Genomic DNA, 26,106 nt, shown 5'->3' with positions numbered 1-26,106 from the left:
CAGGGCGGCGTCACAGGGGCGCGGGGAACCGCGCCACCAGCCCCGACGGCGCCGCACCCGCCCACCGGCCGATACCTCCCCTTGCCACTAAAGTGACCCCATGGCCGCAAACCCCACCGCACCAACCGCCCTCTGGCCCGCCCCCCACGCGCGCGGAGCCGTCGACGCGACGGTCCACGTGCCGGGGTCCAAGTCGGTCACCAACCGCGCCCTCGTGCTGGCCGCCCTCGCCTCCGAACCGGGCTGGCTACGCCGCCCGCTGCGCTCCCGCGACACCCTGCTGATGGCGGGCGCCCTGCGCGCGATGGGCGTCGGCATCGAGGAGACGGTGTCCTCCAGCTCCTCCGTCGCGGGCGGCCCCGACGGCACCGGCGAGGCCTGGCGTGTGATCCCCGCGGGGCTCCGCGGCCCCGTCACCGTCGACGTCGGCAACGCCGGCACGGTGATGCGCTTCCTGCCGCCCGTCGCCACCCTCGCCGCCGGCGACATCCGCTTCGACGGCGACCCCCGTTCCTACGAGCGCCCCCTGCACGGGGTGATCGACGCCCTGCGCGCGCTCGGCGCCCGCATCGACGACGACGGCCGGGGCGCGCTCCCGCTGACCGTGCACGGCGGCGGCGCGCTGGACGGCGGCCCGGTGTCGGTCGACGCCTCCTCGTCCTCCCAGTTCGTGTCGGCGCTGCTGCTCTCCGGCCCGCGCTTCAACCAGGGCGTGGAGGTCCGCCACACCGGCACGAGCCTGCCCTCGCTCCCCCACATCCGGATGACCGTCGACATGCTGCGCGCGGTCGGCGCCCAGGTGGACACCCCGGAGTCGGGCGGCGAGCCGAACGTCTGGCGGGTCACCCCGGGCGCGCTGCTCGGCCGCGACCTGACCGTCGAGCCGGACCTCTCCAACGCCCAGCCGTTCCTGGCCGCGGCCCTGGTGACGGGCGGCAGGGTGCTGATCCCGGACTGGCCGTCCCGGACGACCCAGCCGGGTGACCGGCTGCGCGAGATCTTCACCGAGATGGGTGGTTCCTGCGAACTCACCGAGTACGGCCTGGAGTTCGCCGGCTCCGGCCGCATCCACGGCATCGACGTCGACCTCGGCGACGTGGGCGAGCTGACCCCCGGCATCGCCGCGGTCGCCGCCCTCGCCGACTCCCCCTCCACCCTGCGGGGCGTCGCCCACCTGCGGCTGCACGAGACGGACCGGCTGGCCGCGCTCACCAAGGAGATCAACGAGCTGGGCGGCGACGTCACCGAGACCGCCGACGGCCTGCACATCCGCCCGCGCGCGCTGCACGGCGGTGTCTTCCACACCTACGAGGACCACCGCATGGCCACTGCCGGCGCGATCATCGGCCTGGCCGTGGACGGCGTGCGGATCGAGAACGTGGCGACGACCGCGAAGACCCTGCCGGACTTCCCCGACCTGTGGACCGGGATGCTCGGGAGCGGCGGGGCGTAGGGGCGTACGACCATGCGCCGCTACGGCAAGCACACCGACGAGGACGACATCCGCACCCGTCCCAACCGCAAGGGCAACCGGCCGCGGACGAACATCCGCCCGAAGCACGAGGACGCGGCCGAGGGCATGGTCCTCACCGTCGACCGGGGCCGGCTGACCATCCTGGTCGAGGACCGGACGGTCCTCGCGATGAAGGCCCGCGAGCTGGGCCGCAAGGCGGCGGTGGTCGGCGACCGGGTCGCCCTGGTCGGTGACCTGTCCGGCACGAAGGACACCCTCGCCCGCATCGTCCGCATCGAGGACCGCAGCTCGCTGCTCCGCCGCACCGCCGATGACGACGACCCCTTCGAGCGGGTGGTCGTCGCCAACGCCGACCAGCTGGCGATCGTCACCGCCCTGGCCGACCCCGAGCCCCGGCCCCGGCTGATCGACCGCTGCCTGGTCGCGGCCTACGACGGCGGTCTCACCCCCCTCCTCGTCCTGACCAAGTCGGACCTGGCCCCGCCGGACAAGCTCCTGGAGCTGTACGGCGACCTGGAGATCCCCTACGTGGTGACGAGCCGCGGGGAGCTGGAGACGGGGGACGCGGCCCAGCGGGTCAGGGAGCATCTCGACGGCCGGATCACGGCGTTCGTCGGCCACTCCGGCGTGGGCAAGACGACCCTGGTGAACGCGCTGGTCCCGGAGGACCGGCGGCGTACGACGGGTCGTGTGAACGCGGTCACCGGCCGGGGCCGGCACACCACCACCTCCGCGCTGGCCCTTCCGCTCTCCGACGACGGGGGCTGGGTCATCGACACCCCGGGCGTCCGCTCGTTCGGCCTGGCGCACATCGACCCGTCCCGGGTGATCCACGCCTTCCCCGACCTGGAGTCCGGCACCGTGGACTGCCCGCGCGCGTGCAGCCACGACGAGCCGGACTGCGCGCTGGACGCGTGGGTCGCCGAGGGCCACGCGGACCCGGCCCGGCTCTACTCGCTGCGCCGGCTGCTGTCGACGCGCGAGCGCACGGAAGGCGACTGACCACCGCGTTGTTTGTCCTGACCGAAGTTCGGTAAGTGCATAATCGCACCGAGCTGGACATACGGGAGGACAGCACATGGCGTGGCTGCTGGTGATCGTCGCCGGGATCCTGGAAACGGGCTTCGCCGTCTGCCTCAAGCTCTCCCACGGCTTCACCCGGCTGTGGCCGACGATCGCCTTCGCGTCCTTCGCCCTGGGCAGCTTCGGCCTGCTCACCCTCTCCCTGAAGAAGCTGGACGTGGGCCCGGCCTACGCGGTCTGGACGGGCATCGGCGCGGCCGGCACGGCGATCTACGGCATGGTCTTCCTCGGCGACCTGGTCTCCACCCTGAAGATCGTCTCGATCAGCCTGGTGATCGCGGGAGTGATCGGCCTCCAGCTCTCCGGCTCCGGCCACTGAGCGGCCGGCTCCAGGGCCCGCATCTGAGCGGCCGACATCAGGGACCGCGCCTGAGCGACCGGCGCCAGGGCCCGCGCCGCGTCTTCCTCACACCGGCTGCCGGTGGAGCGCCCCGCGCACCAGCTCCGCCACCCCGCCCTCCCCCGGCGGCGCCGCGACGCAGGACAGCGCCAGCCGCACGACCAGCTCGCACGACCGGGCCAGCTCGCCGTTCCCGCTCCCGAGCACGCTCCCGATCCCGTTCGCGGCCCCGATCCCGTTCGCGGCCCCGATCCCGGCCCCCGGCCCGGAGAGGACCGCCACCGCCCGGTCCCTGACGATCCGCACGAAGTCCCCGGGCGAGGGCAACGGGCCGTCCGCCCGCCGCTGCGCCGGGACCGCCGAGGAGGACGGCACCGCCGCCGTCGGCACGGGCAGCCGTTCGCTCCAGCACCCGGTGAGCATCGCCCGCACCAGCACGTTGTCCCGGGCCGCCGCGGCCGTCCACTCGGCCGTCGCGGTGAGCCGCTCCCGTGTCCCGGCATGGCTGCCCAGCGCCCGTTCCACACCTGCGAGGTACCCGTCGGCCTCTCTGCGCACCAGCGCCCTCGCCAGGCCCTCCTTGCTGCCGAACTCGTTGTAAAGCGTCTGCCGGGACACTCCGGCCGCGGCGGCCACGTCGACCATCCGCACGGCGGCCCACGGCCGGCGCGCGAGCGCCGCGTACGCGGCGTCCAGCAGGGATTCCCGGGCTGCAGGCATCATCGCCTCCTGGGGCGAGCGACTCTGCGCCCAGGTTTGACGGGCACGGATCCACTGTCAAGGGTTCGCGAAGGCATCGGGGGGCGCCCTTCGGCCAACACGCGCGGACGCACCGGCACCACCGGACGGTCACCGGCCGGTCACTCCCCGGTACCCGCACGGCATCCCCCCGCGTTCCCGTGTAGCCCCGCCCCCGCCCCGGCGGATACGGTTCGTCACATGCCGGACTACCTCGATGACCTGCGCCTCGCCCATGTGCTCGCGGACGCGGCCGACGCCGCGACCATGGACCGCTTCAAGGCCCTCGACCTCAAGGTCGAGACCAAGCCGGACATGACCCCGGTGAGCGAGGCGGACAAGGCCGCCGAGGAACTGATCCGCGGGCAGTTGCAGCGGGCCCGGCCGCGGGACGCGGTCCTCGGCGAGGAGTACGGCATCGAGGGCACCGGTCCGCGCCGCTGGGTGATCGACCCGATCGACGGCACCAAGAACTACGTCCGCGGCGTCCCGGTCTGGGCGACGCTGATCTCCCTGACGGAGGCGGCCGAAGGCGGCTACCAGCCGGTCGTCGGCCTGGTCTCCGCGCCCGCGCTGGGCCGCCGCTGGTGGGCCGCGAAGGGCCACGGCGCCTTCACCGGCCGCAGCCTGTCCTCGGCCTCCCGCCTGCACGTCTCGAAGGTCTCGAAGCTGGCCGACGCCTCCTTCGCGTACTCCTCGCTGGGCGGCTGGGAGGAGCGGGGGCAGCTGAACGGCTTCCTGGACCTGACCCGCGACGTGTGGCGCACGCGCGCGTACGGCGACTTCTGGCCGTACATGATGGTCGCCGAGGGCTCCCTGGACATCTGCGCCGAGCCGGAGCTGTCCCTGTGGGACATGGCGGCCAACGCGATCGTGGTGACGGAGGCCGGCGGCACCTTCACCGGCCTGGACGGGCGCCCGGGCCCGCACAGCGGCAACGCGGCCGCGTCCAACGGCCTGCTCCACGACGAGCTGCTGTCGTACCTGGGCAAGCGTTACTGAGACGGCCTCCCCGGGGCGCACCCGGGCGATTCCGTCGGGCACATATGAGCGCGTGCGCCCTCAGTTGGATGCGCACACCCCCTTGTTGACCCGTGCTTTACCTGCCACTCTGTGAGAACCCCCACTTTGTGCGTTTGTGAATCGCCGCACAACTCCGCGATTCCCCAGGAGGTGGCACCTTTCATGCTCGTCCGTGACGCCATGAGCACGGTGGTTCTCACCGTCGGCCCCACCCACACCCTCCGCCAGGCCGCCGCCCTGATGTCCGCGCGTCGCGTGGGCGCGGCGATCGTCCACGACCCGGACGCCGACGGCATAGGCATTCTGACCGAGCGCGACATCCTCGTCTCCGTCGGCCTGGGCCAGAACCCGGACACGGAGCCCATCCACGCCCACACCACCAACGACGTCGTGTTCGCCACCCCGACCTGGACCCTGGAGGAGGCGGCCCGCGCGATGGCCCACGGCGGCTTCCGCCATCTGATCGTCCTCGACGGCGGCGAGCCGGCCGGGATCGTCTCGGTCCGCGACGTCATCCGCTGCTGGGTCCCGGCCCGTGCGCCGGAACCCGTGTAGAGCCGCGCGGGGCCGCATCCGGCACCGAAGGGTCAGCCGCGCAGGGCCGCCACCGCGGCCTCCAGCCGCTTGCCGAACTCCTCGTCCGCGCGGCGGAAGTTGCCGATCGCCCGTTCGGCGATGTCGTCGCGCGAGACCTTGGCGATGAAGCCGGCCAGGTTCCCGACGAGGCGTTCCCGCTCGTCCTCGGACATCAGCCGGTAGAGGTCGCCCGCCTGCACGAAGTCGTCGTCCTCGGCGTGCACGGGCGCGGGATGGTTGCCCGTGCCGCCGGCCGGGACGTCGTACGGCTGCCACAGCGGGCGGCCGGTCCCGGCCGGGCCGCCGAAGCTGTTCGGCTCGTAGTTGCGGGCGCCGCCGTGCCGGCCGTCGTACAGGAGGCCGTCACGGGAGTTGGTGCGTGCCTCGGTGGCGTGCGGGCGGTTGACCGGCAGGTGGTCGGCGTTGACGCCGACGCGGTAGCGGTGCGCGTCGCCGTAGGCGAACAGGCGGCCCTGGAGCATCTTGTCCGGCGAGGGGCCGATGCCCGGCACGAAGTGCGCGGGACTGAAGATCGACTGCTCGACCTCGGCGAAGACGTTGCGCGGGTTGCGGTTCAGCTCCAGCCTGCCGATCTCGATCGGCGGGTAGTCCGCGTGCGGCCACACCTTGGTGAGGTCGAACGGGTTGAAGCGGTAGGTCGCCGCGTCCGCCGCCGGCATGATCTGCACCTGGACGGTCCAGGTCGGGAAGTCCCCGCGCTCGATGGACTCGCGCAGGTCGCGCTGGTGCGAGTCCGGGTCCCGACCGGCGAGCCGGTCGGCCTCCGCCTGGGTGAGGTTCCTGATCCCCTGGTCGGTCTTGAAGTGGTACTTGACCCAGAAGACCTCGCCGGCCTCGTTGTTCCACTGGTAGGTGTGCGAGCCGTAGCCGTTCATGTGGCGGTACGACGCCGGGATGCCCCGGTCGCCGAACAGCCAGGTCACCTGGTGGGTGGACTCGGGGCTGAGCCCCCAGAAGTCCCAGACGTTGTCCGCCTCCTGGCTGCCGGTGTACGGGTCGCGCTTCTGGGTGTGGATGAAGTCGGGGAACTTGATGGCGTCCCTGACGAAGAACACCGGGGTGTTGTTGCCGACGAGGTCGTAGTTGCCCTCCTCGGTGTAGAACTTCAGCGCCCAGCCGCGCGGGTCGCGCACGGCGTCGGCGGCACCCAGGCTGCCGGCCACGGTCGAGAAGCGCAGGAAGGTCTCGGTCCGCTTGCCCACCCCGGAGAGGAAGGCGGCACGCGTGTACGGCGTGACGTCCGCGGTCACCGTGAAGGAGCCGTAGGCGCCCGCACCGCGCGCGTGCACCACGCGCTCCGGGATGCGCTCGCGGTTGAAGTGGGCGAGCTTCTCCAGCAGGAGCTGGTCCTGGAGCAGGACCGGGCCGCCGACGCCCGCGGTCTCGCTGTTCTGGTTGTCGGCCACCGGCGCACCGGCCTCGGTGGTCAGCGGACCCTGCGCCGCACCCGCCTTCTGTGTCATTTCACACCATTCCTGTTACTTTGTTGAACCGAATTCGATCCTATATTGGACTTAGTCCAAGTCAAGCTTGGCTCCAAAGTCACACCTATTCGGAAAGTGGTCCGAGTGCTGTTAGGCTGGATGCCATGAGTGACCTTCTGGAACGGCTGCGTGGACGCGGATGGCGGATGACCGCGCAGCGACGCGTCGTGGCCGAGGTCCTCGACGGCGAACACGTCCACCTGACGGCCGACGAGGTGCACGCCAGGGCCGTCGTCAGGCTGCCCGAGATCTCCCGCGCGACCGTCTACAACACGCTGGGCGAGCTGGTCTCGCTCGGCGAGGTCCTGGAGGTCGCGACGGACAAGCGCGCCAAGCGCTACGACCCGAACGCGCACCGCCCGCACCACCACCTGGTCTGCGCCCACTGCGGCGCGATCCGCGACGTACACCCGACCGGCAACCCGCTGGCCGACCTCCCCTCCTCGGAGCGGTACGGCTTCACGGTCTCCGACGTCGAGGTGACGTACCGCGGCCTGTGCCCGAACTGCGCGGCGGCCGTCTGACGGACGCTCCCGGAAGGCCCCCGGCGCCCCTGTGGCGCCGGGGGCCTTCGCGTCGTGGCCGCACACGGGGTTCCCGAATCTGACGGTCCGTCATATCGTCGTCGGGTCCGCACTCTTGCGAGGAGCCCCCGTGGGAGAGCCGTATCCGCCGCCGCCTTCACCCTCGTCCTCACCGCCGCCTTCACCGCCGTCTTCGCCCCAGCCGCCGTTCCCCAAGCTCCGCGCCCGTGCCCTGACCCGCGTCTTCGGCCGGGGCCCGCACACGGTCGACGCCCTCGGCCCGCTCGACCTCGCCGTCGCGCCGGGCGAGTTCGTCTGCCTCGTCGGCCCCTCGGGCTGCGGCAAGTCCACCCTGCTGCGCATCGCGGCGGGCCTGCTGCGCCCCAGCGCCGGCCGCCTGGAGATCCGCACCGACAGCCCCCGCCCGGCCGCGATGATCTTCCAGGACTACGGCATCTACGACTGGAAGACGGTCCTCGCCAACGTCCGCTTCGGCCTCGACGTCCAGCGTGTCCCGCGCCGCCGGGCGAACGCCCGGGCCGCCGACTGGCTGGCCCGGCTGGGCCTCGCGGAGTTCGCCGACGCCTACCCGGCGACCCTGTCCGGGGGCATGCGGCAGCGCGTCGCCATCGCCCGCGCCCTCGCCGTGGAGCCCGAACTCCTCCTCATGGACGAACCGTTCGCCGCCCTGGACGCACAGCTGCGGGTGATCCTCCAGGACGAGCTGCTGGAGCTGACCCAGGCGCTGCGCACCACCACCCTCTTCATCACGCACAGCCTGGAGGAGGCGCTGGTCCTCGGCGACCGCGTACTGGTGATGTCCGCCCGGCCGGGCCGGATCATCGCCGAGCACCGTCCGCCGTTCCCGCGCCCGCGCACCGGCGGCATCCGTGACACCCCCGAGTTCACGGCGCTCAAGAGCGAACTGTGGGAGCTGCTGCGCAAGGAGGCCGCACCGGCATGACGACCCTCACCCCCGGCCACCGGCCCGACGTCCTGGTCCGCGCCCCGGGCCCCGCCGAACTCCACCCGGCCCGCACCCACCGGCGCCGCCGTGCCCTGGAGGTGGCCCTGGCGACGGCGGTCCCCGTCCTCCTGGTCCTGCTGTGGCAGCTGGCCGCCGACCGGGCCTGGATCGACGACCGCGTCTACCCGGCCCCGTCCACGATCCTCTCCGACGGCTGGCACCGGGCGACGGCCGGCGCCCTGTGGCCCGACGTCCGGGCGACGACCCGGCGGGTGCTCGCGGGCTACGCGGTCGGGACGGCGGCCGGGTACGCGCTGGGGTTGCTGATGGGGTCGCTCCCGCTGGTCAGGGCGGCCCTGGAACCCCTGCTGGACGCCCTGTACGTCGTGCCGAAGCTGGCCCTGCTCCCCGTCTTCCTGAACATGTTCGGGCTGGGCGAGGGGCCCCAGGTGGCCCTGGTGGCGGTGACCGTCTTCTTCTTCGTCTGGATCTCCACGATGTCGGCGGTGATCGCGGTCCCGTCCGGCCACCGCGACGCGGGCCGGGTCTTCGGCGCCTCGCCGTGGCAGATGTTCCGCCATGTCCTGCTCCCGGCCTCGCTGCCGTCGGTCCTGGTCGGGGCGCGGATAGCCGCGGGAGTGGCCGTCCTCGTGATCGTCGCCTCGGAGCAGATCGCGGCCACGGACGGCCTCGGCCACCTGATCTTCGACTCGCGCGCGCTGTTCCAGAACGACGTGATGTTCGTGGGGATCGTCTGCGTCGCCGTACTGGGCGTGGTGTTCTCCGAGTTGATACGGCTCGCCGGCCGCCTGCTCACCCCGTGGGCACCGCGCGACCGGGGACGGGGGCGGTCATGAGGTCCTTGCACGGCAAGTCGTTGCGCGGCACGTCGTTGCGCGGCACGTCGTTGCGCGGCACGTCCCGGCGCGGGACGGCCCCTTACGGGAAGGCCCGGCGCGGGAAACCGCCGGGCGGGCGGTTCGCCGTCGCGCTGGCCGGGCTGGCCTCGATGGCCCTGCTGGCGACGGCCTGCTCGGCGCGGCACCCCGGGGACGGGGACGGGGGAACGGCCACGGCACCGCGCACGGTCCGCCCGGTGGCGGGCTGCGGCAAGGCGTCCTGGACCGATCCCGCGGACCTCTCCGCGGCCCGCTCGCCCGCCCGCTGCTCACCGGGGAGTCCGGCGGCCGTTCCGCTCGCCGCGCACCGCAAGATCACCATCGCGACCGGCACGCTGAGCGCGGAGTACGTGGCCCCGCTGGAAGTCGCCCTCGAAAAGGGCGAGTTCGCGGCGGAGGGCCTGGACGTCACACTCAAGGTGCTGCCCACCCCGGACGCGCTGCCGCTGCTCGCCAAGGGGGACATCGACGCGATGTGGGCGGCTCCCGAGGCGGCCGTGATGAACGGCGTCCGCGGCGGCTTCGACATCAAGTGGGTCGCGGGCAACTTCTCGCCCGGCCCCGGGTCGCAGAGCGGCCTGTGGGTGCGGCTGAAGAACGGCGAGAGCGCGTCCGGGGTGCGGATGGCGGGGCGGACGCTGGGCACGATGATCGGCAAGGGGTCGGTGATCGCGTACCCCATGCAGAAGGCGCTGGCGAGCCACGGCGGCGGCCTGGACCGGATCCGCTACCAGCAGCTGGGCTCGGCCGACGTGCTCACGGCACTGCGCAACGGCGGGGTCGACTCGGCCTGGCTGCTCGACCCGGTGTGGCGGCAGGTCGCGGGCGAGCGGGGCTACGCCTTCCTCGGCGGCCAGCCGCAGGGCGAGCCGCTGGGCGGCATGCTCTACGGTCCCGCTCTGCTGGACGACGACGTGGACGCGGGGGTGGCGCTGCTCAGGGCGTACATCCGCACGGTCGACACGTACTTCACCGCCGACTACAAGTCCGACGCGAGCTTCGTCACGTACCTCGCGAAGCTCCTGAAGACCGACGCCTCGATCCTGCGCTCGACCCCGGCCCTGCGCATGGACTGGGAGATCCGCGCCGGCACGACGAACCGCCTCCAGGCCGCGTACCGGGCCCAGGGCGTTGAGACGGGCAAGGCCCTGCCGGAGTCCCGGACGGTGGACCGCGCCCTGTACGAGGAAGCGGTGGGCCACACGCCGTAGAAACACCGAGGGCCGGAATCCGTTTCCGGATTCCGGCCCTCGGCCTTCAGTAGCGGGGACAGGATTTGAACCTGCGACCTCTGGGTTATGAGCCCAGCGAGCTACCGAGCTGCTCCACCCCGCGTCGTTGAACTGAACATTACGCGAGGGACGCGAGCAGAAGCAAATCCATTCCGTCCACAGCTCCTGACCTGCGGAAATTCCACTCGGGCGGACAGCTCGGGCGGACGGCTCACGCCGACAGCTCCTCGCGCAGCGCGTCCCGCAGGCGGCCCGCGCGCTCGGACACCTCCGCCGGTCCGAGCACCACCGCCCGGTCGGCCCACTGCTGCCCCACCGCCAGCTCACCCCGACGCGCGTAGACCAGGGCGAGCCGCAACGCCGCCCGTCCGTGCCCCGCGTCGGCGGCCCGTTCCCACCACACGGCGGCCTCCGGCTCGCTGCCCTCGCGGGCCAGCAGCAGCCCCAGGTTGAACGCCCCGTTGCGCGATCCCGCCTCGGCCGCGGCCCGGTACCATTGCGCCGCCTCGACGACGTCCCCGCGTGCCGCGGCCAGCATCCCGACCCGCACCTGGGCGCGCCGGTGGCCCTGCGAGGCGGCCCGCTCGTACCACTCCTCGCACTCGGTCTTGGCGTGCAGCGAGGACTCCCCCAGTTCGTGCTCGGAGACGGTCGGCCGGCGCGCGTCGAGGACGGCGGCGAGCCGGTACGCGGCCTCCGCGCTGCCCCCGCCCGCCGCGCACCGCAGATGCCGCTCGGCGGCGGCCTCGTCGCCCTCCCGCAGCCGGGCCATGCCGACCTGGAGCGCGGCCTCGGTGTGCCCGGCCGCGGCCGCCCGCTCGTAGCAGCGCAGCGCGAGCGCGTCGTCGCCCCGGCCCGCGTACAGGATCCCGAGGTTGAACGCGGCGTCCACGCTGCCGGCCTCGGCGGCCTTGGAGAACCAGGGCTCGGCGCCGCTGGTGTCGCCGACCTGGAGCAGCAGGATGGCCAGCGCGTTCGCGGCCTCGCGGTGCCCGGCGTAGGCCGCGCGCCGGTACCACTGCTCGGCCTGCGCGGTGCGGCCCTGCTCGGCGCAGAGCAGCCCGAGGTTGTACGCCCCGTTGTCGTCGCCCGCGGTCATCGCCGCCCGGTACCAGCGCTCGGCGGTCTGCGTCTCGCCGCGCTCGGCGTGCAGCGCGCCGAGCGCGTTCGCCGCGTTGCCGTCGCCGTCCTGGGCGGCCCGCAGCCACCAGATGGCGGCGTTCTCGGTGTCGCCGGCGTCGCGCAGCAGGAAGCCGAGCGCGCAGGCGGCCCGGGCCTCGCCGTCCTTGGCGGAGGTCAGGTACCAGCGGCCGGCCTCCTTGAGCGCGCCGCGCTTCTCCAGGATGGCGCCGAGGTGCAGCGCGGCCCGCCGGTGGCCGCGGGCGGCGGCCTGCCGGTACCACTGCTCGGCCTCCTCCAGAGCGGCGGCGGTCCGGCCGGTCGGGTCGGCCGCCACGAGCACGTCCGCCCGGGCGCCGGGACCGCCGTCGGGGCCGGCGGTGTCGTCCTCGTCCTCGGTGCCGGTGATCCGGCGGTCGATGGCGCGCGCCAGCCGGTAGGCGGCCTCGCGGTGCCCGCGTTCGGCGGCGGCCCGCATCCAGTGGCCGGCCTTCGCGTCGCCCCGGTGTTCCAGCAGGTCGGCCAGGGCGTAGGCGCCGAGCGCGTGGCCCTGTTCGGCGGACTGGCGCAGCCAGTACTCGGCGGCGGGCTCGTCCCCGCGCTCCCGGTGGTAGCGGCCGAGCGCGTGGGCGGCGGCCGCGGAGCCGGCGACGGCGGCGATCCGCCACCATCCGGCGGCCTCCTCGGGGTAGCCGCGCTGATGCAGCAGGACGCCCAGGTTGTTGGCGGCGGCACGGTCACCGGCCGCGGTGGCGGCACGCAGCTGGGGTTCGGCTCCGTCGAGGTCGCCACGGCGCAGCAGCATGGCGCCGAGGACGCTCATCGCCTCGACCTCACCGGCAGCGGCCTGGAGCCGACAGCGCGCCTCGTCGGCGGCCTCGGCGGCCTCGTCGCGGGTCGGCTCCTCGCCCGAAGGCTGCACAAAACGCCCTGTCTCGAACAGAGTTGCCTTGTCCCCCATAACGTTCATCGTCGCACCACCTGCAACCTGGATACACCCGGTATACCGCAACCCGAGAGGTCACTTCAGCGTTTTGTCGACATGCCCACAGAACGACAAGTCAAACACATCTCCCTCAACTCCCCACACCGGCGCGGCACTCCGCGCACCGGTACATGCGTTCGCCGCTCGTCCGTACATCACGAACGGGCGGCGGCGCACACCACGAAGGCCCGGATCCCAATGAGGATCCGGGCCTTCGACTTCAGTAGCGGGGACAGGATTTGAACCTGCGACCTCTGGGTTATGAGCCCAGCGAGCTACCGAGCTGCTCCACCCCGCGCCGTTGTTGCAACGAAACCGTATCACGGCGCGGGGGGTGCTTGATCAACCCGTCCCGGTCACCCGCTCGGTCCGGAACTCGCGCTCGGACCGGGACTGGCGCTCGCGGCGGCGCTCGGACTCGCGCTGCTGCCCGGAGTCGGGGAACCGCTCGTCCGGTCGGCCTTGGACTGCGCCGCCTCGGCCCGCTTCAGCGCGTCCTGCAACTCGTCCTGGGCCTTGCCGTACGCGGTCCAGTCGCCCTTCTTCAGTGCCTCCTGTCCGGCGTCGAAGGCCTTCTGGGCGTCGTCCAGCGCCGCCTGGACCGTGGGGTCGCCGGACGTGGGCGGTGTGGTCGTCCCGGTGCCGGTGTCCGACGACCCGGTGTCCGAACCCTCGGTCCCGAACACCTTGTCCAGCGCCTCGTCGAGGGTGTCCTCGAAGGCGGTCCTGCCCTCGTAGGTGACCAGCACCTTGCGCAGAAGCGGGTACTTGACGCCGGCACCGCGGACGTAGACCGGTTCCGCGTAGAGCAGACCCCCGTCCAGCGGCACGGTCAGCAGATTGCCGTACTCGACCTCCGAGTCGCCGCCCTTGAGGAGCTTGATGGCGGCCGCGATGTCCTGTTCGGAGTTGAACTGGCTCTGGACCTGTTTGGGTCCGTCGACGGTCGTGCTGGTCGGCAGTTTCAGGATTCTGATCTTGCCGTAGTCCTTCGAACCGGCCTCGGAGTCGACCGACATGAACGCGCTGAGGTTGTCTCTGCCGTTGGGCGTGAACGTCGTCGACAGCGAGAACGTCTGCTGGCTCTGGTCGGGCATCTTCATGCTCAGGTAGTACGGCGGCACCGCGTCGCCCGACTTGTTGGTCGGGTCGTCGGGCACCTGCCACACCTCGCTGCCGGTGAGGAACGTCTGGGCGTCCGTCACGTGGTAGCGGGTGAGCAGCTCCCGCTGGACCTTGAACAGGTCCTGCGGGTAACGGAGATGGGCCATCAGGGACTTCGAGATGGCGCTGCGCGGCTCCACCGTGCCGGGGAAGGCCTTCATCCAGGTCTTCAGGACGGGGTCCTGGGTGTCCCACTGGTAGAGCTTGACGGCGCCGGTGTACGCGTCGACGGTCGCCTTCACCGAGTTGCGGATGTAGTTGACCTGGTTCTGCTGGGCGACCACCGCACGGGAGTTGTTGGTCGCGGTCAGCGAGTCGGCCGTGGTGTCGCCGAGGGTCGTGCGGGAGGCGTAGGGATAGCCGTTCGTCGTCGTGTAGGCGTCGACGATCCACTGGATACGGCCGTCCACCACCGCCGGGTAGGCGTCGCCGTCGATGGTCAGCCAGGGGGCGACCGCCTCGACACGCTCCTTGGGCGTGCGGTTGTACAGGATCCGCGAGCCCTCGCCGATCGCACCGGAGTAGAGGATCTGCGGCTCGTTGAACGCCACCGCGTACGCGGCCCGGTTGACCGGGCTGGAGAGGCTGACCCCGCTCTTGCCCTCGTAGCTGGTGGTCTTCTCACCGTTGTCGTCGGAGTAGTCGATCTCCTTCTGGGGACCGCCGACGATCGAGTACGTGGTCGTCTTCTCGCCGTAGTAGATCCGCTGCTGGTACGCGCCCAGGTCGCCCGTGGACGGCAGGTCGGACTCGGTGAAGACCGGCTGCCCCTGGGAGTCGGCCTCGGTGCCCTTGGCGGCGACCACGCCGTAGCCGTGGGTGTAGCGGAAGTGGTCGTTGATCCAGTTGTTCTTCGGGATGCCGGCGAGGTTCAGCTCGCGCAGGCCGATGACGGTGTCCTGGACCTTGCCGTCCTTGGTGTAGCGGTCCACGTCCAGGTTGGTCGGGAACGCGTAGTAGTTCCGCATCTGCTGGAGCTGCTGGAACGTCGGCGAGACGATGTTCGGGTCCATGATCCGGATGCTCGCCGTGTCCTCGACGTCGTTCCGGAGCTTGGTCTTGTCCGTGGTCGTGCTCTTGCCCGTGTACTCGCTGACCTTGGTGTCGTCGATGCCGTACGCCTCGCGGGTCGCCTTGAGGTTCTTCTGGACGTACGGGGCTTCCTTGGCCTGCTCGTTCGGCTGGACCTGGAACTTCTGCACGATCGCCGGGTAGAGGCCGCCGATCAGGATCGCCGAGAGGACCATCAGGCCGAAGCCGATGACGGGCAGCTGCCAGGTACGCCGCCACAGGGTGGCGAAGAACAGCAGCGCGCAGATGACGGCGATGCAGAACAGGATCGTCTTGGCCGGCAGGTACGCGTTCGCGTCGACGTACCTCAGGCCCGTCCAGTTCCCGGTGGCCTTGAAGTCGCTCGACTTGACCGCCAGTCCGTAGCGGTCGAGCCAGTAGGCGACCGCCTTGAGGGCGACGAAGAGGCCGAGCAGCACCGAGAGGTGGCCGGTCGCGGCGCCGGTGGCGCGGGCGCCGGGGCTGGTGACGCGCAGCCCGCCGTACAGGTAGTGGGTGAGCGCGGCCGCGATCAGGGAGAGGATCGCGGTGGCGAAGCCGAAGCCCAGCAGGAACCGGTACCAGGGCAGGTCGAAGGCGTAGAAGGAGACGTCCAGGTGGAACTGCGGTTCCTTCTGGTCGAAGGGCACGCCGTTGACCCACATCAGCCAGGTGCGCCACTGGCCGGCCGCGGACGCGCCGGCGATCAGCCCGACCAGCGCGGTGACCGCGAGCAGCAGCCACCGCTTGTAGGGCGCGATGCCCATCCGGTAGCGGTCGAGGCTCTGCTGCTCCATGGACATGGCGCTCAGCGGGGGCCGCAGCCGGTGGGCGAGCCAGACGTTGAAACCGACGGCGACCGCCATCAGCAGACCGAAGACGGAGAACAGTCCGATCTTGGTCCACAGGGTGGTGGTGAACACCGAGGAGTAGTGCACCGACCGGTACCAGAGCCAGTTCGTCCAGAAACCCGCGAACATGCTGAACGCCATGCCGAGCACGGCGAAGACGCCCAGTGTCATGAGCAGGGTCCGGACGCGCCGGGACGGACGTCCCGCCGCTCTCATCCGTGGCCCCGTCGGGCCTCCGCCGCGGTCCGGCATCTGGAAAGCCAAGGTGCGCACCTCGAAGTCGCTGTTGAATCCGCTTCTGTACCGTCAGGCCCCCGCGTTCGGGGGCCCTCCGTGGCCCCCCGTGATCGTGGGGCCACACCTATGCAACTTACTCACGGCTTACTCGGTTCCCGATTCCGGCCATGAACGAGGCAGGATTGTGACCATGTCCAACACTCCCATGGCAGCGAATCCGCTCACCCGGGCCGTACTCGAGATCGACGAGTACGCCTCCGGCCTCGGCTGGGACCAGCCCGCTCGCCTCTTCGCCCTCGTCGACACCGTACGGCTGCGCACCCAGGAACCGGCTCTCGCCGCCCAGCTCGGTCTGGAGGACGAGTCCGCGACCACCGGTCTCACCCCGATCGAGCAGGACGAAGTGCCAACGGACAAGGCGCTGGACGAGTTCCTGGGCACCATCGCCTGGCCGGACGCGGTGGTCGGCTGCGCGCTCACGGTGGAGCGCCTGATGCTGCCGCCGTCCGCCGAGTCCCAGGTCCCGGAGGGGCTGAGCGGGGCCAAGCTGACCAAGTGGGTCGCGAGCCACCCCGACCGCCAGGAGGTCCGGATGACCGTCGCCGTGCTGCGCGACGGCACCCGCGACTCCGCGGTGCGCCTGCGCGAGAAGGACTCCCCCACGGAGGTCCTCACCGGCCCCGACCTGGTGCCCGGCCTGGCCGAGGCGCTGAAGTCGACGTTCGAGGACTGAGCTCCGCCGTCACCGCCCACGGCCACGCCGGCCCCGTCCGGGAACGGCACCGGGGGCGCCCCTCGTCAGGAGGGGCGCCCCCGGTCTTTGCGTCTCCGGCTGCGTCTCGGCCGTGCCTGCCGCCGTACCTGCCGCCGTTTCTTTCGTGGTCTCAGCCCTTGGTGGTGCACTTCGGCAGGGCGCCGGTGTCGCCGCTGCGGATGTCCTTGAGGGCGTCGAGGGCGTCGCCGATGTTCTTGACCTTGACCAGGGTGAGCCCGCTCGGGGTGTCCTTGGCGGCCTCGGCGCAGTTGTCGGCCGGGGTCAGGAAGTACTGGGCGCCCTTGCTGCGCGCGCCGATGGTCTTCAGCGAGATGCCGCCGATCGGCCCGACCGTGCCGCTGTCGTCGATGGTGCCGGTGCCCGCGACGAACTTGCCGCCGGTGAGGTCACCCGGGGTGAGCTTGTCGTAGATCCCGAGCGAGAACATCAGCCCGGCGCTCGGCCCGCCGACGTCGGCGAGCTTGATGTCGATGGAGAACGGGAACGTGTGATCGGTCCCGGCGGAGATCCCGACGATGGCCCGCTTCTCGCCGGTGTCGTCCGAGGTGGCCGTGGTGACGGTGACCTTCTCGGTCTTGGTGGCCGTCTTGTTCGCCTTCTCGGCGGCGGCCTGCTCCTTGGCCGGCACGACGGTGAAGACGACGTCCTCGCCGGGCTTGTGCTTGGTGACCAGGGTGGCGACGTCGGCCGGCTGCTTGACCGCCGTACCGTCGACGGCCTTGATCACGTCACCGGCGTGCAGCTTGCCCTCGGAGGGCGAGCCCTTGACGACGGTGGAGACGATCACCCAGGACTTCACCGGGATGCCCAGCTCCTTCAGGGCGGCGACCTTGGCGCTCTCCTGGGACTGGCTGAACTCCTCGGCGTTCTCCTGGGTGGACTGCTGCTCGGTCTTGCCGTCCGGGTAGAGCGTGTCGTGCGGCACGACCTTGTTGTCGTGCGAGAGCCATCCGTAGACGGCCTCGACGAGGTTCATCCGGTAGTCGGCGCTGGTGACCCGGACGGTCGTCATGTTCAGGTGCCCGGAGGTCGCGTACGTCTTGTGGCCGTCGATCTGCAGCACCGGCTCGCCGTCGTGGTCCCCGAGCGTGTTCACGGTCGGGCCGGGGGACATCTCCGAGTACGGCACGTTGATGAGCACTCCGGCGCACAGGAGCGCGATCAGCATCAGGGTGGAGGCGAGCATCGTCGCGGTGCGGCGTGGCATGACATGACAGTACGGGACGCGCCTGTCAGCGCACCGTCAGGGCCACCCGTCACACGCGTCTCAGCTGCCGGAGTGGGACCGTTCCATGGCCTCGCAGAACCGCGCGTACCCGTCCAGCTCGGGGCCGTCGCTGCGTGCTCTCCTGGTCCGGTTGGCCCAGCTGCCCCACACACCGGCGCCGACCGCAGCCACAAGCGGAATCAGCAACCAGACGAGCGCCGCCATGCCGACCTCCCAACCCCATGAGCGTCCCGCGACTGACTGATCAGCAGATTAGCCATCCGCACTGACAACGCTCACGCGAGGGGTACGGTTACGCAACCGGAGGCCGAACGTGGCTTCTTCAGCAGGCCCCGACCCATTCCTCGGTGCCGTCCGAGAACTTCTGGTGCTTCCAGATGGGCACCTCGTGCTTGAGGTCGTCGATCAGCTTCCGGCAGGCCTCGAAGGCGTCGGCCCGGTGCGGACACGACACGCCGACGACGACGGCGATGTCCCCCACCCGCAGGTCACCCACCCGGTGCACGGCGGCCAGCGCCCGCACGGGGTGGTCGGCGACGACCTTCTCGGCGATCCGCCGCATCTCGCTCTCGGCGCTGGGATGGCACGAGTACCCGAGCGCGTCCACGTCGGCGCCCCCGTCGTGGTTGCGCACCGTCCCCACGAACAGCGCGACCCCTCCGGCCGCGTCGTCCCCGACGGCCGCGAAGACCTCGTCCACGGAGAGCGCGGTCTCCCGGATCCCGATCAGCCTGATCGGATCGTCAGCGCCCCGCTCACCGGGATGATCGTACGTAGCAGCCATACCCCCATCGTGCCGCAAGCCCGGGACCTCGCGGAATACCGCTGTCACCAGGCACGCGCGCGTACGTCTTCGGAGACTCCTGCGAGTGCCCGGGCCGCGCCGGCGGAGGCGGGGGCCTGGCGGCGGGTGCGAGGGCGGGTGCGGGTGCGGCTCAGATCCGGCGCCGTGCCTTCCGGGCCCGCCGCACCACGGCCGCCGCGCCCAGCAGCGCGACCGTCGCGCCCGCGGCGCCCGCGGCCGTCGCGTCCTTGCGCCCCAGCCGCCGCCCGGCCACCGTGTGCCGTCCGGCCACCTCCTCCAGCAGCTCGGCCAGCACCTCCTCGTTCGTCCACCCCGGCCGCCACCCGGCGTCGTGCAGCCGGCTCCCGCTCACCACCCACGGATACATCGTGTAGGCGAGGTCCCCGGCCGGCGACGGTGTGAGCCCGATCCGGTGCAGGCGGGCCGCCGCGCCCAGCGCGACCGCCGACGGCAGCTCCATCCGCCGGATCCCGCTCAGCTCCTCGACCTCCTCCTGCTCCAGCCACCCGTCGCAGCCGACCGCGAGCTCCCCCTCGACCCTCTCCAGGACGGCGTACTCGAGCGCGCCGCACAGGTCCTCGACGTGGCAGAACTGCCAGGCGGGCCGCGACCCGGCGACGACCAGCAGCCGGGGCGACTCGAAATACCGGGTCAGCGCGGTGTCCGTGCCTCCGACGAGCACCGCGGGGCGCACGACGGTGACGTTGAGCCCGGGGTGCGCGCGGGGCGCCCGGCGCGCGAGGCGCTCGATCTCCAGCAGGTCCCCCACGCCCGTGGCCTCGGCGGTCGCGCGCAGCTCCGCGTCCTCCGACAGCGGCAGCTCGTTGTCCGGCAGCGCGCCGTAGACCATGGCGGAGGTGCACAGCACCACGCGGTGCACACCGGCGGCGGCCGCCGCGGTCAGCACGGTCTGCGTCCCGCGCACGTTGTAGGCCGTACGCGCCGCGGCGTCCGTCTCCAGATCCAGGTCGAGCGCCAGATGCACCACCACGTCGGCCCCGCGGAGCTTGTCGGCGATGGCCGGATCCCGTACGTCGAGGATGTGCCACCGGGCGTCCGCACACTCCCCGCGCCGCTCGTCGATCGCGATGACCTGCTTGATCTCCTCGGAAGCGGCCAGCCGCTCGGTGAGCAGCGCGCCGACCCCGGTCGCGGCGCCGGTCACGGCGACGACGGGCCCGCGCACTGCGGGAGGGGTTGAGTGGTTTCGCGCTGCGCGAACCTGCGGATCTGGGGAACTCACCGGGCGTCTCCAGCGGTTGTCTTCAGTACGAGCGTGAGTGACGCGTACGTACCAGGTGGCATCCATCCTGCCGCAGGCCGACTGTCGGCGAAGCACCGAGGCCCGATCGGGTCGGGGTGTCTACGCTGGGTGGTGTTGTCGGGCAGCCGCGCCGCCGGAGAGAACCGGTGGCCTTACCAGCCGAGGATTCCCGTGAGTGACACCCCATTCGGTTTCGGCCTTCCGCCGGAGGAGCCGGAAGACGGCGACGAGGGCAAGAAGAAGGACCAGCAGAGCGGTGGTGGGCAGGGACCGGCCAACCCGTTCGGCTTCGGCACCCCCGGGGCCGGCGGCTTCGGCGGCGACAATCCGTTCGCTGCCATGTTCGGGTCGCTGAACCCCACCGACCTGGGCGCCGCCTTCCAGCAGCTGGGCCAGATGCTCTCGTACGAGGGCGGCCCGGTGAACTGGGACATGGCCAAGCAGATCGCCCGCCAGACGGTCGCGCAGGGCACGTCGGACGGCGTCAAGGACGCGAGCGTCGGCCCCGCCGAGCACACGGCGGTCGAGGAGGCCGTGCGGCTGGCGGACCTGTGGCTGGACGACGCGACGTCGCTGCCGTCCGGTTCCGGTTCGGCCGTGGCCTGGTCTCGCGCGGAGTGGGTCGAGGCGACGCTGCCGGCGTGGCAGGAGCTGGTCGACCCGGTCGCCGAGCGGGTCGGCGCCGCGATGGGCGATGTCCTGCCGGAGGAGATGCAGGCCATGGCGGGCCCGCTGATCGGCATGATGCGCTCGATGGGCGGCGCCATGTTCGGCACGCAGATCGGGCAGGCCGTCGGGGTGCTCGCGGGCGAGGTCGTCGGCTCGACCGACATCGGCCTGCCGCTGAGCCCGGCCGGGAAGGCCGCGCTGCTGCCGGTGAACATCGAGTCCTTCGGCAAGGACCTCGGTGTGCCGAAGGAGGAGGTGCGGCTGTACCTGGCGCTGCGCGAGGCGGCCCACCAGCGTCTGTTCGCACACGTGCCGTGGCTGCGTTCCCACCTGTTCGGCGCAGTCGACGGGTACGCGCGCGGGATCAAGGTCGACACGGCCAAGCTGGAGGACGTGGTCGGCCAGTTCGACCCGCAGAACCCCGAGCAGCTCCAGGACGCCCTCCAGCAGGGCATGTTCCAGCCGGAGGACACCCCGGAGCAGAAGGCCGCCCTGGCACGTCTGGAGACGGCTCTGGCGCTCGTGGAGGGCTGGGTGGACGCGGTGGTCCACGCGGCCGCGAAGCCGCGGCTGTCGTCGGCCGACGCGCTGCGCGAGACCCTGCGCCGCCGCCGTGCCACGGGCGGCCCCGCGGAGCAGACCTTCGCCACGCTGATCGGCCTGGAGCTGCGTCCGCGCCGGCTGCGCGACGCCTCCCGCCTGTGGGCCTCGCTGACGGACGCGCGCGGTGTCGACGGCCGGGACGCGCTGTGGGCGCACCCGGACATGCTGCCGACGGCGTCCGACCTGGACGACCCGGACGGCTTCGTCCACCGTGAGCAGCTGGACTTCTCCGAGCTGGACAAGCTGCTCGGCGAGGCGGCCGAGAAGCCCGACCTGCACAAGAAGGACGACCAGGCGGAGGGCGACGACTCCGAGTGAGCCTGTACGACGACGCGGTCCTCGTCCTCAAGGGGCACGAGGGCCAGGACGAGCTGCGCCAGGCCTATCTGGACCATCTCGCGGCCCACTCCGACGGCATCTGGAAGGCCTGTCACGCGGGCCATGTCACGGCGAGCGCCCTGGTCGTCGACCCCGAGCGGGGCCGGGTGCTGCTGACCCTGCACCGGAAGCTGCGGATGTGGCTCCAGATGGGCGGCCACTGCGAGCCGGGCGACGCCACGCTCGCGGCCGCGGCCCTGCGGGAGGCGACCGAGGAGTCCGGGATCGCCGGGCTGACGCTGCTGCCGGGCGGCCCGGTCCGCCTGGACCGGCACCCGATCCCGGCGCCGTGCCACTGGCACTTCGACGTCCAGTACGCGGCCCTGGCCCCGCGCGGCGCCGCCCACGCGATCAGCGACGAGTCCCTGGACCTGCGCTGGTTCGGCTACGACGAGGTCGCGGAGGTCGCCGACGACTCGGTCGTCCGGCTGCTCGAAGGAACCCGCGCCCGGCTCTGACCGGCCGGTCCGGCGGTCCCGGCGCATGGGTAAGGGGCGCCCACCCCGGCGGGCGCCCCTTACCCCGTGGTCCCTCAGCTCCAGACGTTGCCCTGGTTCATCCCGCGCGCGCCCTGCTGGCCCATTCCGAACTGGGCGGCGACTCCCTGCCCGATCTGGGCGTTCTGCGGAGGCAGCAGTTCACTCGGCTGGACCAACGCGAAGCCACTTCCCATGAAGCTCAGCTCCCAGCCCTCACCGGTGCTGCCCCGGCGCCGCCAGACGCCCGAGGAATGCGTCTGGGCCTGCATCTGGACGCGCAGCCCGGTGGACCAGGCGACGATCGCGTCGGCGTCGCAGTTGACGTACTTGTCGGGCGTGACCTGCATCAGCAGCGGCGCGCCGGAGGTCATCAGGGCGACCTTGCCGTGTCCGGTGATGTTGAGCTGGTACTTCCCGGAGCCGGAGATGCCGTAGAGGCTGTCGACGGCGACGACCTCGTGGTGCAGCGTGGAGTCCATCGCGAGGACGTAGCTGCTGTCCACGGTCAGACCGTCGTGGTCGACGTCCAGGACGTGGATGTACTGGGCGAGGTTGGCGAAGTACACCGTGCCCTGCCCGTGGCAGCGCATCAGGTCCAGGCCCTCGCCGGTGTACGCACGCGCGCGTGCCTGGTTGTGGCCCTGGTACTCGGCGTCGAACTCGACGAGCCCCTGGTAGGCGACCATCGTGCCCTTACGGGCGAGCACGTCGTCGTGGCCCTCCAGGACGACCCGCAGCATCTGCTTGTTCTGGAGGCTGTAGCGGTCCCTGGCCTGGGAGTCGTTGAAGGCGAAAAGCGGGCTCTGCATGTTTCCTGACTCCCCCTCAGCCCCGGAACCGGAGGCGGTCGGTGCTGTCCTCGCTGGGCTGGACGACGACGATGCCCTGGCCGGAGAAGGCCATCTGGTAGGCCTCGCCGCTGCCCCGGCCGATCAGCGACTGCGCCTTGAAGCTGCGCTTGCCCTTCACCTTGAGGTTCGGGGACCAGGCGACCAGCGCGTCCGGGTCGACGTACGTCTCGTCCTCGCCGCCGCCGCAGTCGACGACGATCGGCTTGCCCCGGGAGGTCAGCGCGACCCATCCCTGCCCGGAGATCCTGGTGTTCCACAGGCCCTGTCCGGCGAACTTCGCGAGCCCCTTCACCCGCTCCACGCCCCAGGTCAGATGGGCGTCGAAGGCGAGCAGGTTGGTGGCGTTGACGGAGATGCCGTCGCCGTTGAGGTTGATGACGACGACGTTGGCGCCGTAGTCGGCGAGGTAGAGCAGGCCGTCGCCGGAGCACTTCATCAGCGGCGCGCCCTCGCCGGTCATCCAGTCGCGGGCGATCTGGCGCACGGCCGGCGGGTTGGGCTCGTACTGGACGAAGCCCTCGTAGGCGACCATCGACCCCACGCGCGCGAGGAGGTCGTTGCCGGTCTGCATGGCGACCTTGAGCATGTGGTCGCCGTGGTTGTCCATGCGGGCGGTGACGGGTGCGGGGGCGTAGCCCGCGAGCGGCTGGTTCATGACGGGCTCCCTCAGACCTCGTACGGCTGGACGACGATGAAGTTGCCGGGAGCGCCCCGGAACTGCAGGTTGACGCTCTCGCCGGTGTCGCCCGGGTAGGCGTTGCGGCGCATCCGCACCTGGCTGGAGACGATCACCTGGGAGGCGGCCGACCAGGCGACGATCGCGTTGCAGTCGGCGAAGGTCGTCGGCGTCACCGGCAGCACCACGGGCGTGCCGTGCGTCTTGACGACGATCGTGCCGGTGCCCTGGAACTGCATCGTGAACAGCGCGCCGCCGGGGATGCCGTGGCCCTCGATCCGGCGGACCTCGTGCTGGAGGCTCTCGTCGAAGGCGAGGACGCTCTCGGCCGAGACGCAGATCGCGTCGCCCTGGAGCTCGATGGGGTGCAGATGGGCGGAGTTCTCGGCGAAGAACACCTGGCCGTTGCCGGTGCAGCGCATCAGCTGCATCTCCTGGCCGGTGGCGTTGCCCACGATCCGGCCCGCGAATCCGGCGCCCTTGTAGCTGAAGTCGACCTTGCCCTGGTAGAGCACCATGCTGCCCTGCCGGGCCAGCACCGGCTGGCCGCCCATGCCGAGGTCGGCGCGGATGAGCTTGCTGTTCTGCGGCGTCCAGCGCTGCCCGGTGGGCGTCTCCTTGAACTTCTGGAGCGCGGCGCCGACCCCGGCACCGCCCTGCGGGGCGCCCTGGGGCACCGCGTAGGCCTGCTGGCCGGGGACCTGTCCGAACGACGGCTGCTGGCCGTAGCCCGGGGGCGGCGTCGGAGCCTGCGGGTATCCGGGCGGCGGGCCCGGGGCCTGCGGAGGCGCCGGGGGCTGGCCGTAGCCGGGCGGCATCGGCGCGTTCGGGGCGGGCGGCTGGCCGTAGGGCGCGGGGGCCGGTGCCGGGGGCGGCACGGTGCCCGGGACGAGCGGGGCGATGAGGGTGGGCGCGGCGTGCACGTTCGGGGCCGACCCGGGCGACGGTGCCGGGGGCGGGGTGAAGCCCTGGGGAACCGGTGCAGGAGCCGGGGCCGGTGCGGGTGCCGGCGTGGGGGTCGGTGCCGGCGCGGGGGCGGACGGGGCCGAGAACGCGGGCGGCGCGAATCCGGGCGCGGCACCGGTCTGCGGCTGCTGCGGCTCCGGCGCGGCCGGCGCCTCCTCCTCCATCACCTCGCCGCCGAAGTTCTTCAGCAGCGCCTCCAGACCGCCGTCGAAGCCCTGGCCGACGGCCGCGAAGCGCCACACGTCCTTCAGGTAGAAGTCGCCCAGCATCACGGCGCGCTCGGTGGAGAACTCCGCGCCGCCGAAGGAGTACCGGGCCACCTCCTCGCCGCCCGCGACGATGCGCAGGTAGCCGGGAGCGACCTGCGACATCTGCCCGTCGCCGTCGATGGTCGCCGTGAACGACAGCTTCTGGATCCGCGGCGGGATCCGGTCCAGCGTGACCCGGAAGGACTCCGTGTCGCCCGCCTGCGCGCCCAGCAGCTGGATGGACTCCTCGGGGGACTTCGGCTGGTTGAAGAAGACGAAGTAGCGGTCGTCCGACAGGCGTTCGTCGGCGTCCAGGCCGAAGCAGCTGATGTCGAAGCTCAGCCCGGGGCCGGAGATCTGCACGCCTACGTACAGATCCGTGCCCGCCGTCAGGTCACTGATCCTGGCCTTGTGGCCGCGTTGGAATTCCCTGGCCATGCGTTACGACCGTCCCCCATCCCGAATGTGAGTGCGTCGCGCCAGGCTAACGGCTAACCCGGACATCGGAAGAAGTCGGTACAGACCCGGTACACAACCCGCGCCCGGCGACGACGCGGGGAACGCGCCCGGGGCGCGTCACTCTCCGCGCGCGCCGGGCGGGTGGGGCAGCCGTTCGGCGGCGACCACGCCTTCGAGGTAGCCCCGGGCCCGTTCGGTGCGCGGATAGGCCTCCAGCAGCCGCCAGAACCGGGGTCCGTGTCCCGGCACCAGCAGATGTGCCAGCTCGTGGCAGAGCACGTAGTCGACGACGTACTCGGGCATGCCCTGGAGCCGGTGCGAGAGCCGGATGCTGCCCTCGGCCGGGGTGCAGGAGCCCCAGCGGGTGTTCTGGTTGGTGACCCAGCGCACCGAGGCGGGGCGGGCCCGGCCGCCGAAGTACTGGTCCGACAGCCGCTGGGCGCGCTCGGCCAGTTCGGCGTCGCCCAGCACCCGTTTGCTCTCCTGGGCGGCGAGTTTGTTGAGCATGACGGTCACCCAGCGTTGCTCCTCCGCCTCGGACATCCGGGCGGGGATCAGCACGACGGTGCGATCGCCCTCGCGGTACGCGGAGACCGTCCGGCGGCGCCGGGCGCTTCTGCGAACCTCGATCGCGCTCGCCCCCGAGCCGCTCGGCGGCTGGCTCGTCGTACTGCGCTGTGGCTTTCCGGCGCGGTGCAGTGGGTCGGCGGGCACGCCCCGACGTTACCCGCTGCACACGGGGGAAGTCCCGGGTCCGGAGCGGTTCGATGCCGATCCCCCACCATGCGTCTGATTCGTACGACGAATACCCACCGCCTGTGGACAACTTTCGGCACCGGCCGGGCGGGCCGGGCATGCTGGCACTCGTCGGCGGGGCATGACCGGCTCCATCGGCGCACGGGGACGATTCATGACCTTTCGACAGCTACGGGGGCCTG

General features: G+C 71.8%; 24 protein-coding genes and 2 tRNA genes. 12 read left to right on the top strand and 14 right to left on the bottom strand.

Annotation, left to right across the window (positions count from 1 at the left end; translation table 11 throughout):
• Nucleotides 1-100 precede the first annotated feature (100 nt).
• The 3 genes from aroA (at nt 101) to ACZ619_RS17110 (ending at nt 2,876) form a co-directional block, all read left to right on the top strand.
• Nucleotides 101-1,453 (top strand): 3-phosphoshikimate 1-carboxyvinyltransferase, encoded by a 1,353-nt coding sequence (gene aroA, locus ACZ619_RS17120; RefSeq protein WP_469599370.1) that lies wholly within the window; start codon nt 101-103, stop codon nt 1,451-1,453.
• A gap of 12 nt (nt 1,454-1,465) precedes the next feature.
• Complete coding sequence (rsgA, locus tag ACZ619_RS17115; RefSeq protein WP_469599368.1) at nt 1,466-2,476, top strand: ribosome small subunit-dependent GTPase A; 1,011 nt, start codon at nt 1,466-1,468, stop codon at nt 2,474-2,476.
• Nucleotides 2,477-2,552: 76 nt separating this feature from the next.
• Nucleotides 2,553-2,876, top strand: coding sequence for a DMT family transporter (locus ACZ619_RS17110; RefSeq protein WP_469599366.1), 324 nt, complete (start codon nt 2,553-2,555; stop codon nt 2,874-2,876).
• 87 nt (nt 2,877-2,963) lie between these two features.
• On the opposite strand, the gene ACZ619_RS17105 is transcribed toward ACZ619_RS17110, so the two are convergent.
• The gene (locus tag ACZ619_RS17105; protein ID WP_469599364.1) at nt 2,964-3,617 is read right to left on the bottom strand and encodes a TetR/AcrR family transcriptional regulator; all 654 of its coding nucleotides are present in this window, start codon (nt 3,615-3,617) and stop codon (nt 2,964-2,966) included.
• 219 nt (nt 3,618-3,836) lie between these two features.
• Between ACZ619_RS17105 and hisN the strand changes: the two genes are divergently transcribed.
• Nucleotides 3,837-4,637 (top strand): histidinol-phosphatase, encoded by an 801-nt coding sequence (gene hisN, locus ACZ619_RS17100; RefSeq protein ID WP_469599362.1) that lies wholly within the window; start codon nt 3,837-3,839, stop codon nt 4,635-4,637.
• Nucleotides 4,638-4,820: 183 nt separating this feature from the next.
• On the top strand, nt 4,821-5,213 hold the full coding sequence (locus ACZ619_RS17095) for a CBS domain-containing protein (RefSeq protein ID WP_469599360.1): 393 nt from the start codon (nt 4,821-4,823) through the stop codon (nt 5,211-5,213).
• 32 nt (nt 5,214-5,245) lie between these two features.
• On the opposite strand, the gene ACZ619_RS17090 is transcribed toward ACZ619_RS17095, so the two are convergent.
• On the bottom strand, nt 5,246-6,718 hold the full coding sequence (locus ACZ619_RS17090) for a catalase (RefSeq protein ID WP_469599358.1): 1,473 nt from the start codon (nt 6,716-6,718) through the stop codon (nt 5,246-5,248).
• 125 nt (nt 6,719-6,843) lie between these two features.
• On the opposite strand from ACZ619_RS17090, the gene ACZ619_RS17085 reads away from it, so the two are divergent.
• From ACZ619_RS17085 to ACZ619_RS17070, 4 genes are all read left to right on the top strand, one after another.
• The gene (locus tag ACZ619_RS17085) at nt 6,844-7,263 is read left to right on the top strand and encodes a Fur family transcriptional regulator (RefSeq protein ID WP_469599356.1); all 420 of its coding nucleotides are present in this window, start codon (nt 6,844-6,846) and stop codon (nt 7,261-7,263) included.
• 232 nt (nt 7,264-7,495) lie between these two features.
• A complete protein-coding gene (locus ACZ619_RS17080; protein ID WP_469599686.1) occupies nt 7,496-8,227 on the top strand; it encodes an ABC transporter ATP-binding protein in 732 nt (243 codons plus the stop codon).
• On the top strand, nt 8,224-9,087 hold the full coding sequence (locus tag ACZ619_RS17075; protein ID WP_469599354.1) for an ABC transporter permease: 864 nt from the start codon (nt 8,224-8,226) through the stop codon (nt 9,085-9,087). The genes ACZ619_RS17080 and ACZ619_RS17075 overlap by 4 nt, the downstream gene beginning before the upstream one ends.
• Before the next feature lie 152 nt (nt 9,088-9,239).
• Nucleotides 9,240-10,340, top strand: a complete 1,101-nt coding sequence (locus ACZ619_RS17070) for an ABC transporter substrate-binding protein (protein WP_469599684.1) — start codon at nt 9,240-9,242, stop codon at nt 10,338-10,340.
• Between the two features lie 50 nt (nt 10,341-10,390).
• Here the strand turns inward: ACZ619_RS17070 and ACZ619_RS17065 are convergent.
• The 4 genes from ACZ619_RS17065 to ACZ619_RS17050 form a co-directional block, all read right to left on the bottom strand.
• Nucleotides 10,391-10,464, bottom strand: a tRNA-Met gene (locus ACZ619_RS17065).
• A 108-nt stretch (nt 10,465-10,572) separates the two neighbouring features.
• Nucleotides 10,573-12,450, bottom strand: coding sequence for a tetratricopeptide repeat protein (locus ACZ619_RS17060; RefSeq protein WP_469599352.1), 1,878 nt, complete (start codon nt 12,448-12,450; stop codon nt 10,573-10,575).
• 239 nt (nt 12,451-12,689) lie between these two features.
• Nucleotides 12,690-12,763, bottom strand: a tRNA-Met gene (locus tag ACZ619_RS17055).
• Between the two features lie 58 nt (nt 12,764-12,821).
• Nucleotides 12,822-15,782: a UPF0182 family membrane protein gene (locus ACZ619_RS17050; RefSeq protein ID WP_469599682.1), complete on the bottom strand. Its 2,961-nt coding sequence runs from the start codon at nt 15,780-15,782 to the stop codon at nt 12,822-12,824.
• 175 nt (nt 15,783-15,957) lie between these two features.
• Between ACZ619_RS17050 and ACZ619_RS17045 the strand changes: the two genes are divergently transcribed.
• On the top strand, nt 15,958-16,500 hold the full coding sequence (locus ACZ619_RS17045; protein ID WP_469599350.1) for a PPA1309 family protein: 543 nt from the start codon (nt 15,958-15,960) through the stop codon (nt 16,498-16,500).
• Between the two features lie 151 nt (nt 16,501-16,651).
• On the opposite strand, the gene ACZ619_RS17040 is transcribed toward ACZ619_RS17045, so the two are convergent.
• From ACZ619_RS17040 to ACZ619_RS17025, 4 genes are all read right to left on the bottom strand, one after another.
• Complete coding sequence (locus ACZ619_RS17040) at nt 16,652-17,749, bottom strand: YlbL family protein (protein WP_469599348.1); 1,098 nt, start codon at nt 17,747-17,749, stop codon at nt 16,652-16,654.
• A 60-nt stretch (nt 17,750-17,809) separates the two neighbouring features.
• On the bottom strand, nt 17,810-17,941 hold the full coding sequence (locus ACZ619_RS17035) for a hypothetical protein (RefSeq protein WP_469599715.1): 132 nt from the start codon (nt 17,939-17,941) through the stop codon (nt 17,810-17,812).
• A gap of 151 nt (nt 17,942-18,092) precedes the next feature.
• Complete coding sequence (locus ACZ619_RS17030; protein WP_469599347.1) at nt 18,093-18,554, bottom strand: molybdenum cofactor biosynthesis protein MoaE; 462 nt, start codon at nt 18,552-18,554, stop codon at nt 18,093-18,095.
• 151 nt (nt 18,555-18,705) lie between these two features.
• A complete protein-coding gene (locus ACZ619_RS17025) occupies nt 18,706-19,818 on the bottom strand; it encodes an SDR family oxidoreductase (protein WP_469599345.1) in 1,113 nt (370 codons plus the stop codon).
• Nucleotides 19,819-20,010: 192 nt separating this feature from the next.
• Between ACZ619_RS17025 and ACZ619_RS17020 the strand changes: the two genes are divergently transcribed.
• Nucleotides 20,011-21,429: a zinc-dependent metalloprotease gene (locus tag ACZ619_RS17020; RefSeq protein WP_469599344.1), complete on the top strand. Its 1,419-nt coding sequence runs from the start codon at nt 20,011-20,013 to the stop codon at nt 21,427-21,429.
• The gene (locus tag ACZ619_RS17015) at nt 21,426-21,947 is read left to right on the top strand and encodes an NUDIX hydrolase (RefSeq protein ID WP_469599343.1); all 522 of its coding nucleotides are present in this window, start codon (nt 21,426-21,428) and stop codon (nt 21,945-21,947) included. Before ACZ619_RS17020 ends, ACZ619_RS17015 begins: the two co-directional genes overlap by 4 nt.
• 74 nt (nt 21,948-22,021) lie before the next feature.
• On the opposite strand, the gene ACZ619_RS17010 is transcribed toward ACZ619_RS17015, so the two are convergent.
• The 4 genes from ACZ619_RS17010 to ACZ619_RS16995 all read right to left on the bottom strand — a co-directional run bounded on the left by ACZ619_RS17010 (nt 22,022) and on the right by ACZ619_RS16995 (nt 25,882).
• Nucleotides 22,022-22,777 (bottom strand): AIM24 family protein, encoded by a 756-nt coding sequence (locus ACZ619_RS17010; protein ID WP_469599341.1) that lies wholly within the window; start codon nt 22,775-22,777, stop codon nt 22,022-22,024.
• A 16-nt stretch (nt 22,778-22,793) separates the two neighbouring features.
• A complete protein-coding gene (locus ACZ619_RS17005; RefSeq protein ID WP_469599339.1) occupies nt 22,794-23,474 on the bottom strand; it encodes an AIM24 family protein in 681 nt (226 codons plus the stop codon).
• 11 nt (nt 23,475-23,485) lie between these two features.
• A complete protein-coding gene (locus tag ACZ619_RS17000) occupies nt 23,486-25,147 on the bottom strand; it encodes a TerD family protein (RefSeq protein WP_469599337.1) in 1,662 nt (553 codons plus the stop codon).
• Nucleotides 25,148-25,285: 138 nt separating this feature from the next.
• Nucleotides 25,286-25,882 carry a M48 metallopeptidase family protein gene (locus ACZ619_RS16995; RefSeq protein WP_469599335.1) on the bottom strand — a complete coding sequence of 199 codons (597 nt, stop codon included), beginning with the start codon at nt 25,880-25,882 and terminating at the stop codon, nt 25,286-25,288.
• Nucleotides 25,883-26,106 lie beyond the last annotated feature (224 nt).

This window comes from Streptomyces sp. NPDC104367, from assembly GCF_055583825.1.
The sequence above is the reverse complement of the archived record's forward strand: the minus strand, read 5'-3'. Positions and strand labels throughout refer to the sequence as shown.

Bases quoted from the DNA above. Each gene is read 5' to 3' on its own strand.
- ACZ619_RS17090 (WP_469599358.1), bottom strand. From the start codon at position 6,718: ATGACACAGAAGGCGGGTGCGGCGCAGGGTCCGCTGACCACCGAGGCC.
- ACZ619_RS17070 (WP_469599684.1), top strand. From the start codon at position 9,240: ATGGCCCTGCTGGCGACGGCCTGCTCGGCGCGGCACCCCGGGGACGGG.
- ACZ619_RS17030 (WP_469599347.1), bottom strand. From the start codon at position 18,554: ATGGCTGCTACGTACGATCATCCCGGTGAGCGGGGCGCTGACGATCCG.
- ACZ619_RS17060 (WP_469599352.1), bottom strand. From the start codon at position 12,450: ATGAACGTTATGGGGGACAAGGCAACTCTGTTCGAGACAGGGCGTTTT.
- ACZ619_RS17045 (WP_469599350.1), top strand. From the start codon at position 15,958: ATGTCCAACACTCCCATGGCAGCGAATCCGCTCACCCGGGCCGTACTC.
- ACZ619_RS17010 (WP_469599341.1), bottom strand. From the start codon at position 22,777: ATGCAGAGCCCGCTTTTCGCCTTCAACGACTCCCAGGCCAGGGACCGC.
- ACZ619_RS17040 (WP_469599348.1), bottom strand. From the start codon at position 17,749: ATGCCACGCCGCACCGCGACGATGCTCGCCTCCACCCTGATGCTGATC.
- ACZ619_RS17085 (WP_469599356.1), top strand. From the start codon at position 6,844: ATGAGTGACCTTCTGGAACGGCTGCGTGGACGCGGATGGCGGATGACC.
- ACZ619_RS17000 (WP_469599337.1), bottom strand. From the start codon at position 25,147: ATGGCCAGGGAATTCCAACGCGGCCACAAGGCCAGGATCAGTGACCTG.
- ACZ619_RS17075 (WP_469599354.1), top strand. From the start codon at position 8,224: ATGACGACCCTCACCCCCGGCCACCGGCCCGACGTCCTGGTCCGCGCC.
- ACZ619_RS17105 (WP_469599364.1), bottom strand. From the start codon at position 3,617: ATGCCTGCAGCCCGGGAATCCCTGCTGGACGCCGCGTACGCGGCGCTC.
- aroA (WP_469599370.1), top strand. From the start codon at position 101: ATGGCCGCAAACCCCACCGCACCAACCGCCCTCTGGCCCGCCCCCCAC.
- ACZ619_RS17095 (WP_469599360.1), top strand. From the start codon at position 4,821: ATGCTCGTCCGTGACGCCATGAGCACGGTGGTTCTCACCGTCGGCCCC.
- ACZ619_RS17050 (WP_469599682.1), bottom strand. From the start codon at position 15,782: ATGCCGGACCGCGGCGGAGGCCCGACGGGGCCACGGATGAGAGCGGCG.
- ACZ619_RS17110 (WP_469599366.1), top strand. From the start codon at position 2,553: ATGGCGTGGCTGCTGGTGATCGTCGCCGGGATCCTGGAAACGGGCTTC.
- hisN (WP_469599362.1), top strand. From the start codon at position 3,837: ATGCCGGACTACCTCGATGACCTGCGCCTCGCCCATGTGCTCGCGGAC.
- rsgA (WP_469599368.1), top strand. From the start codon at position 1,466: ATGCGCCGCTACGGCAAGCACACCGACGAGGACGACATCCGCACCCGT.
- ACZ619_RS17005 (WP_469599339.1), bottom strand. From the start codon at position 23,474: ATGAACCAGCCGCTCGCGGGCTACGCCCCCGCACCCGTCACCGCCCGC.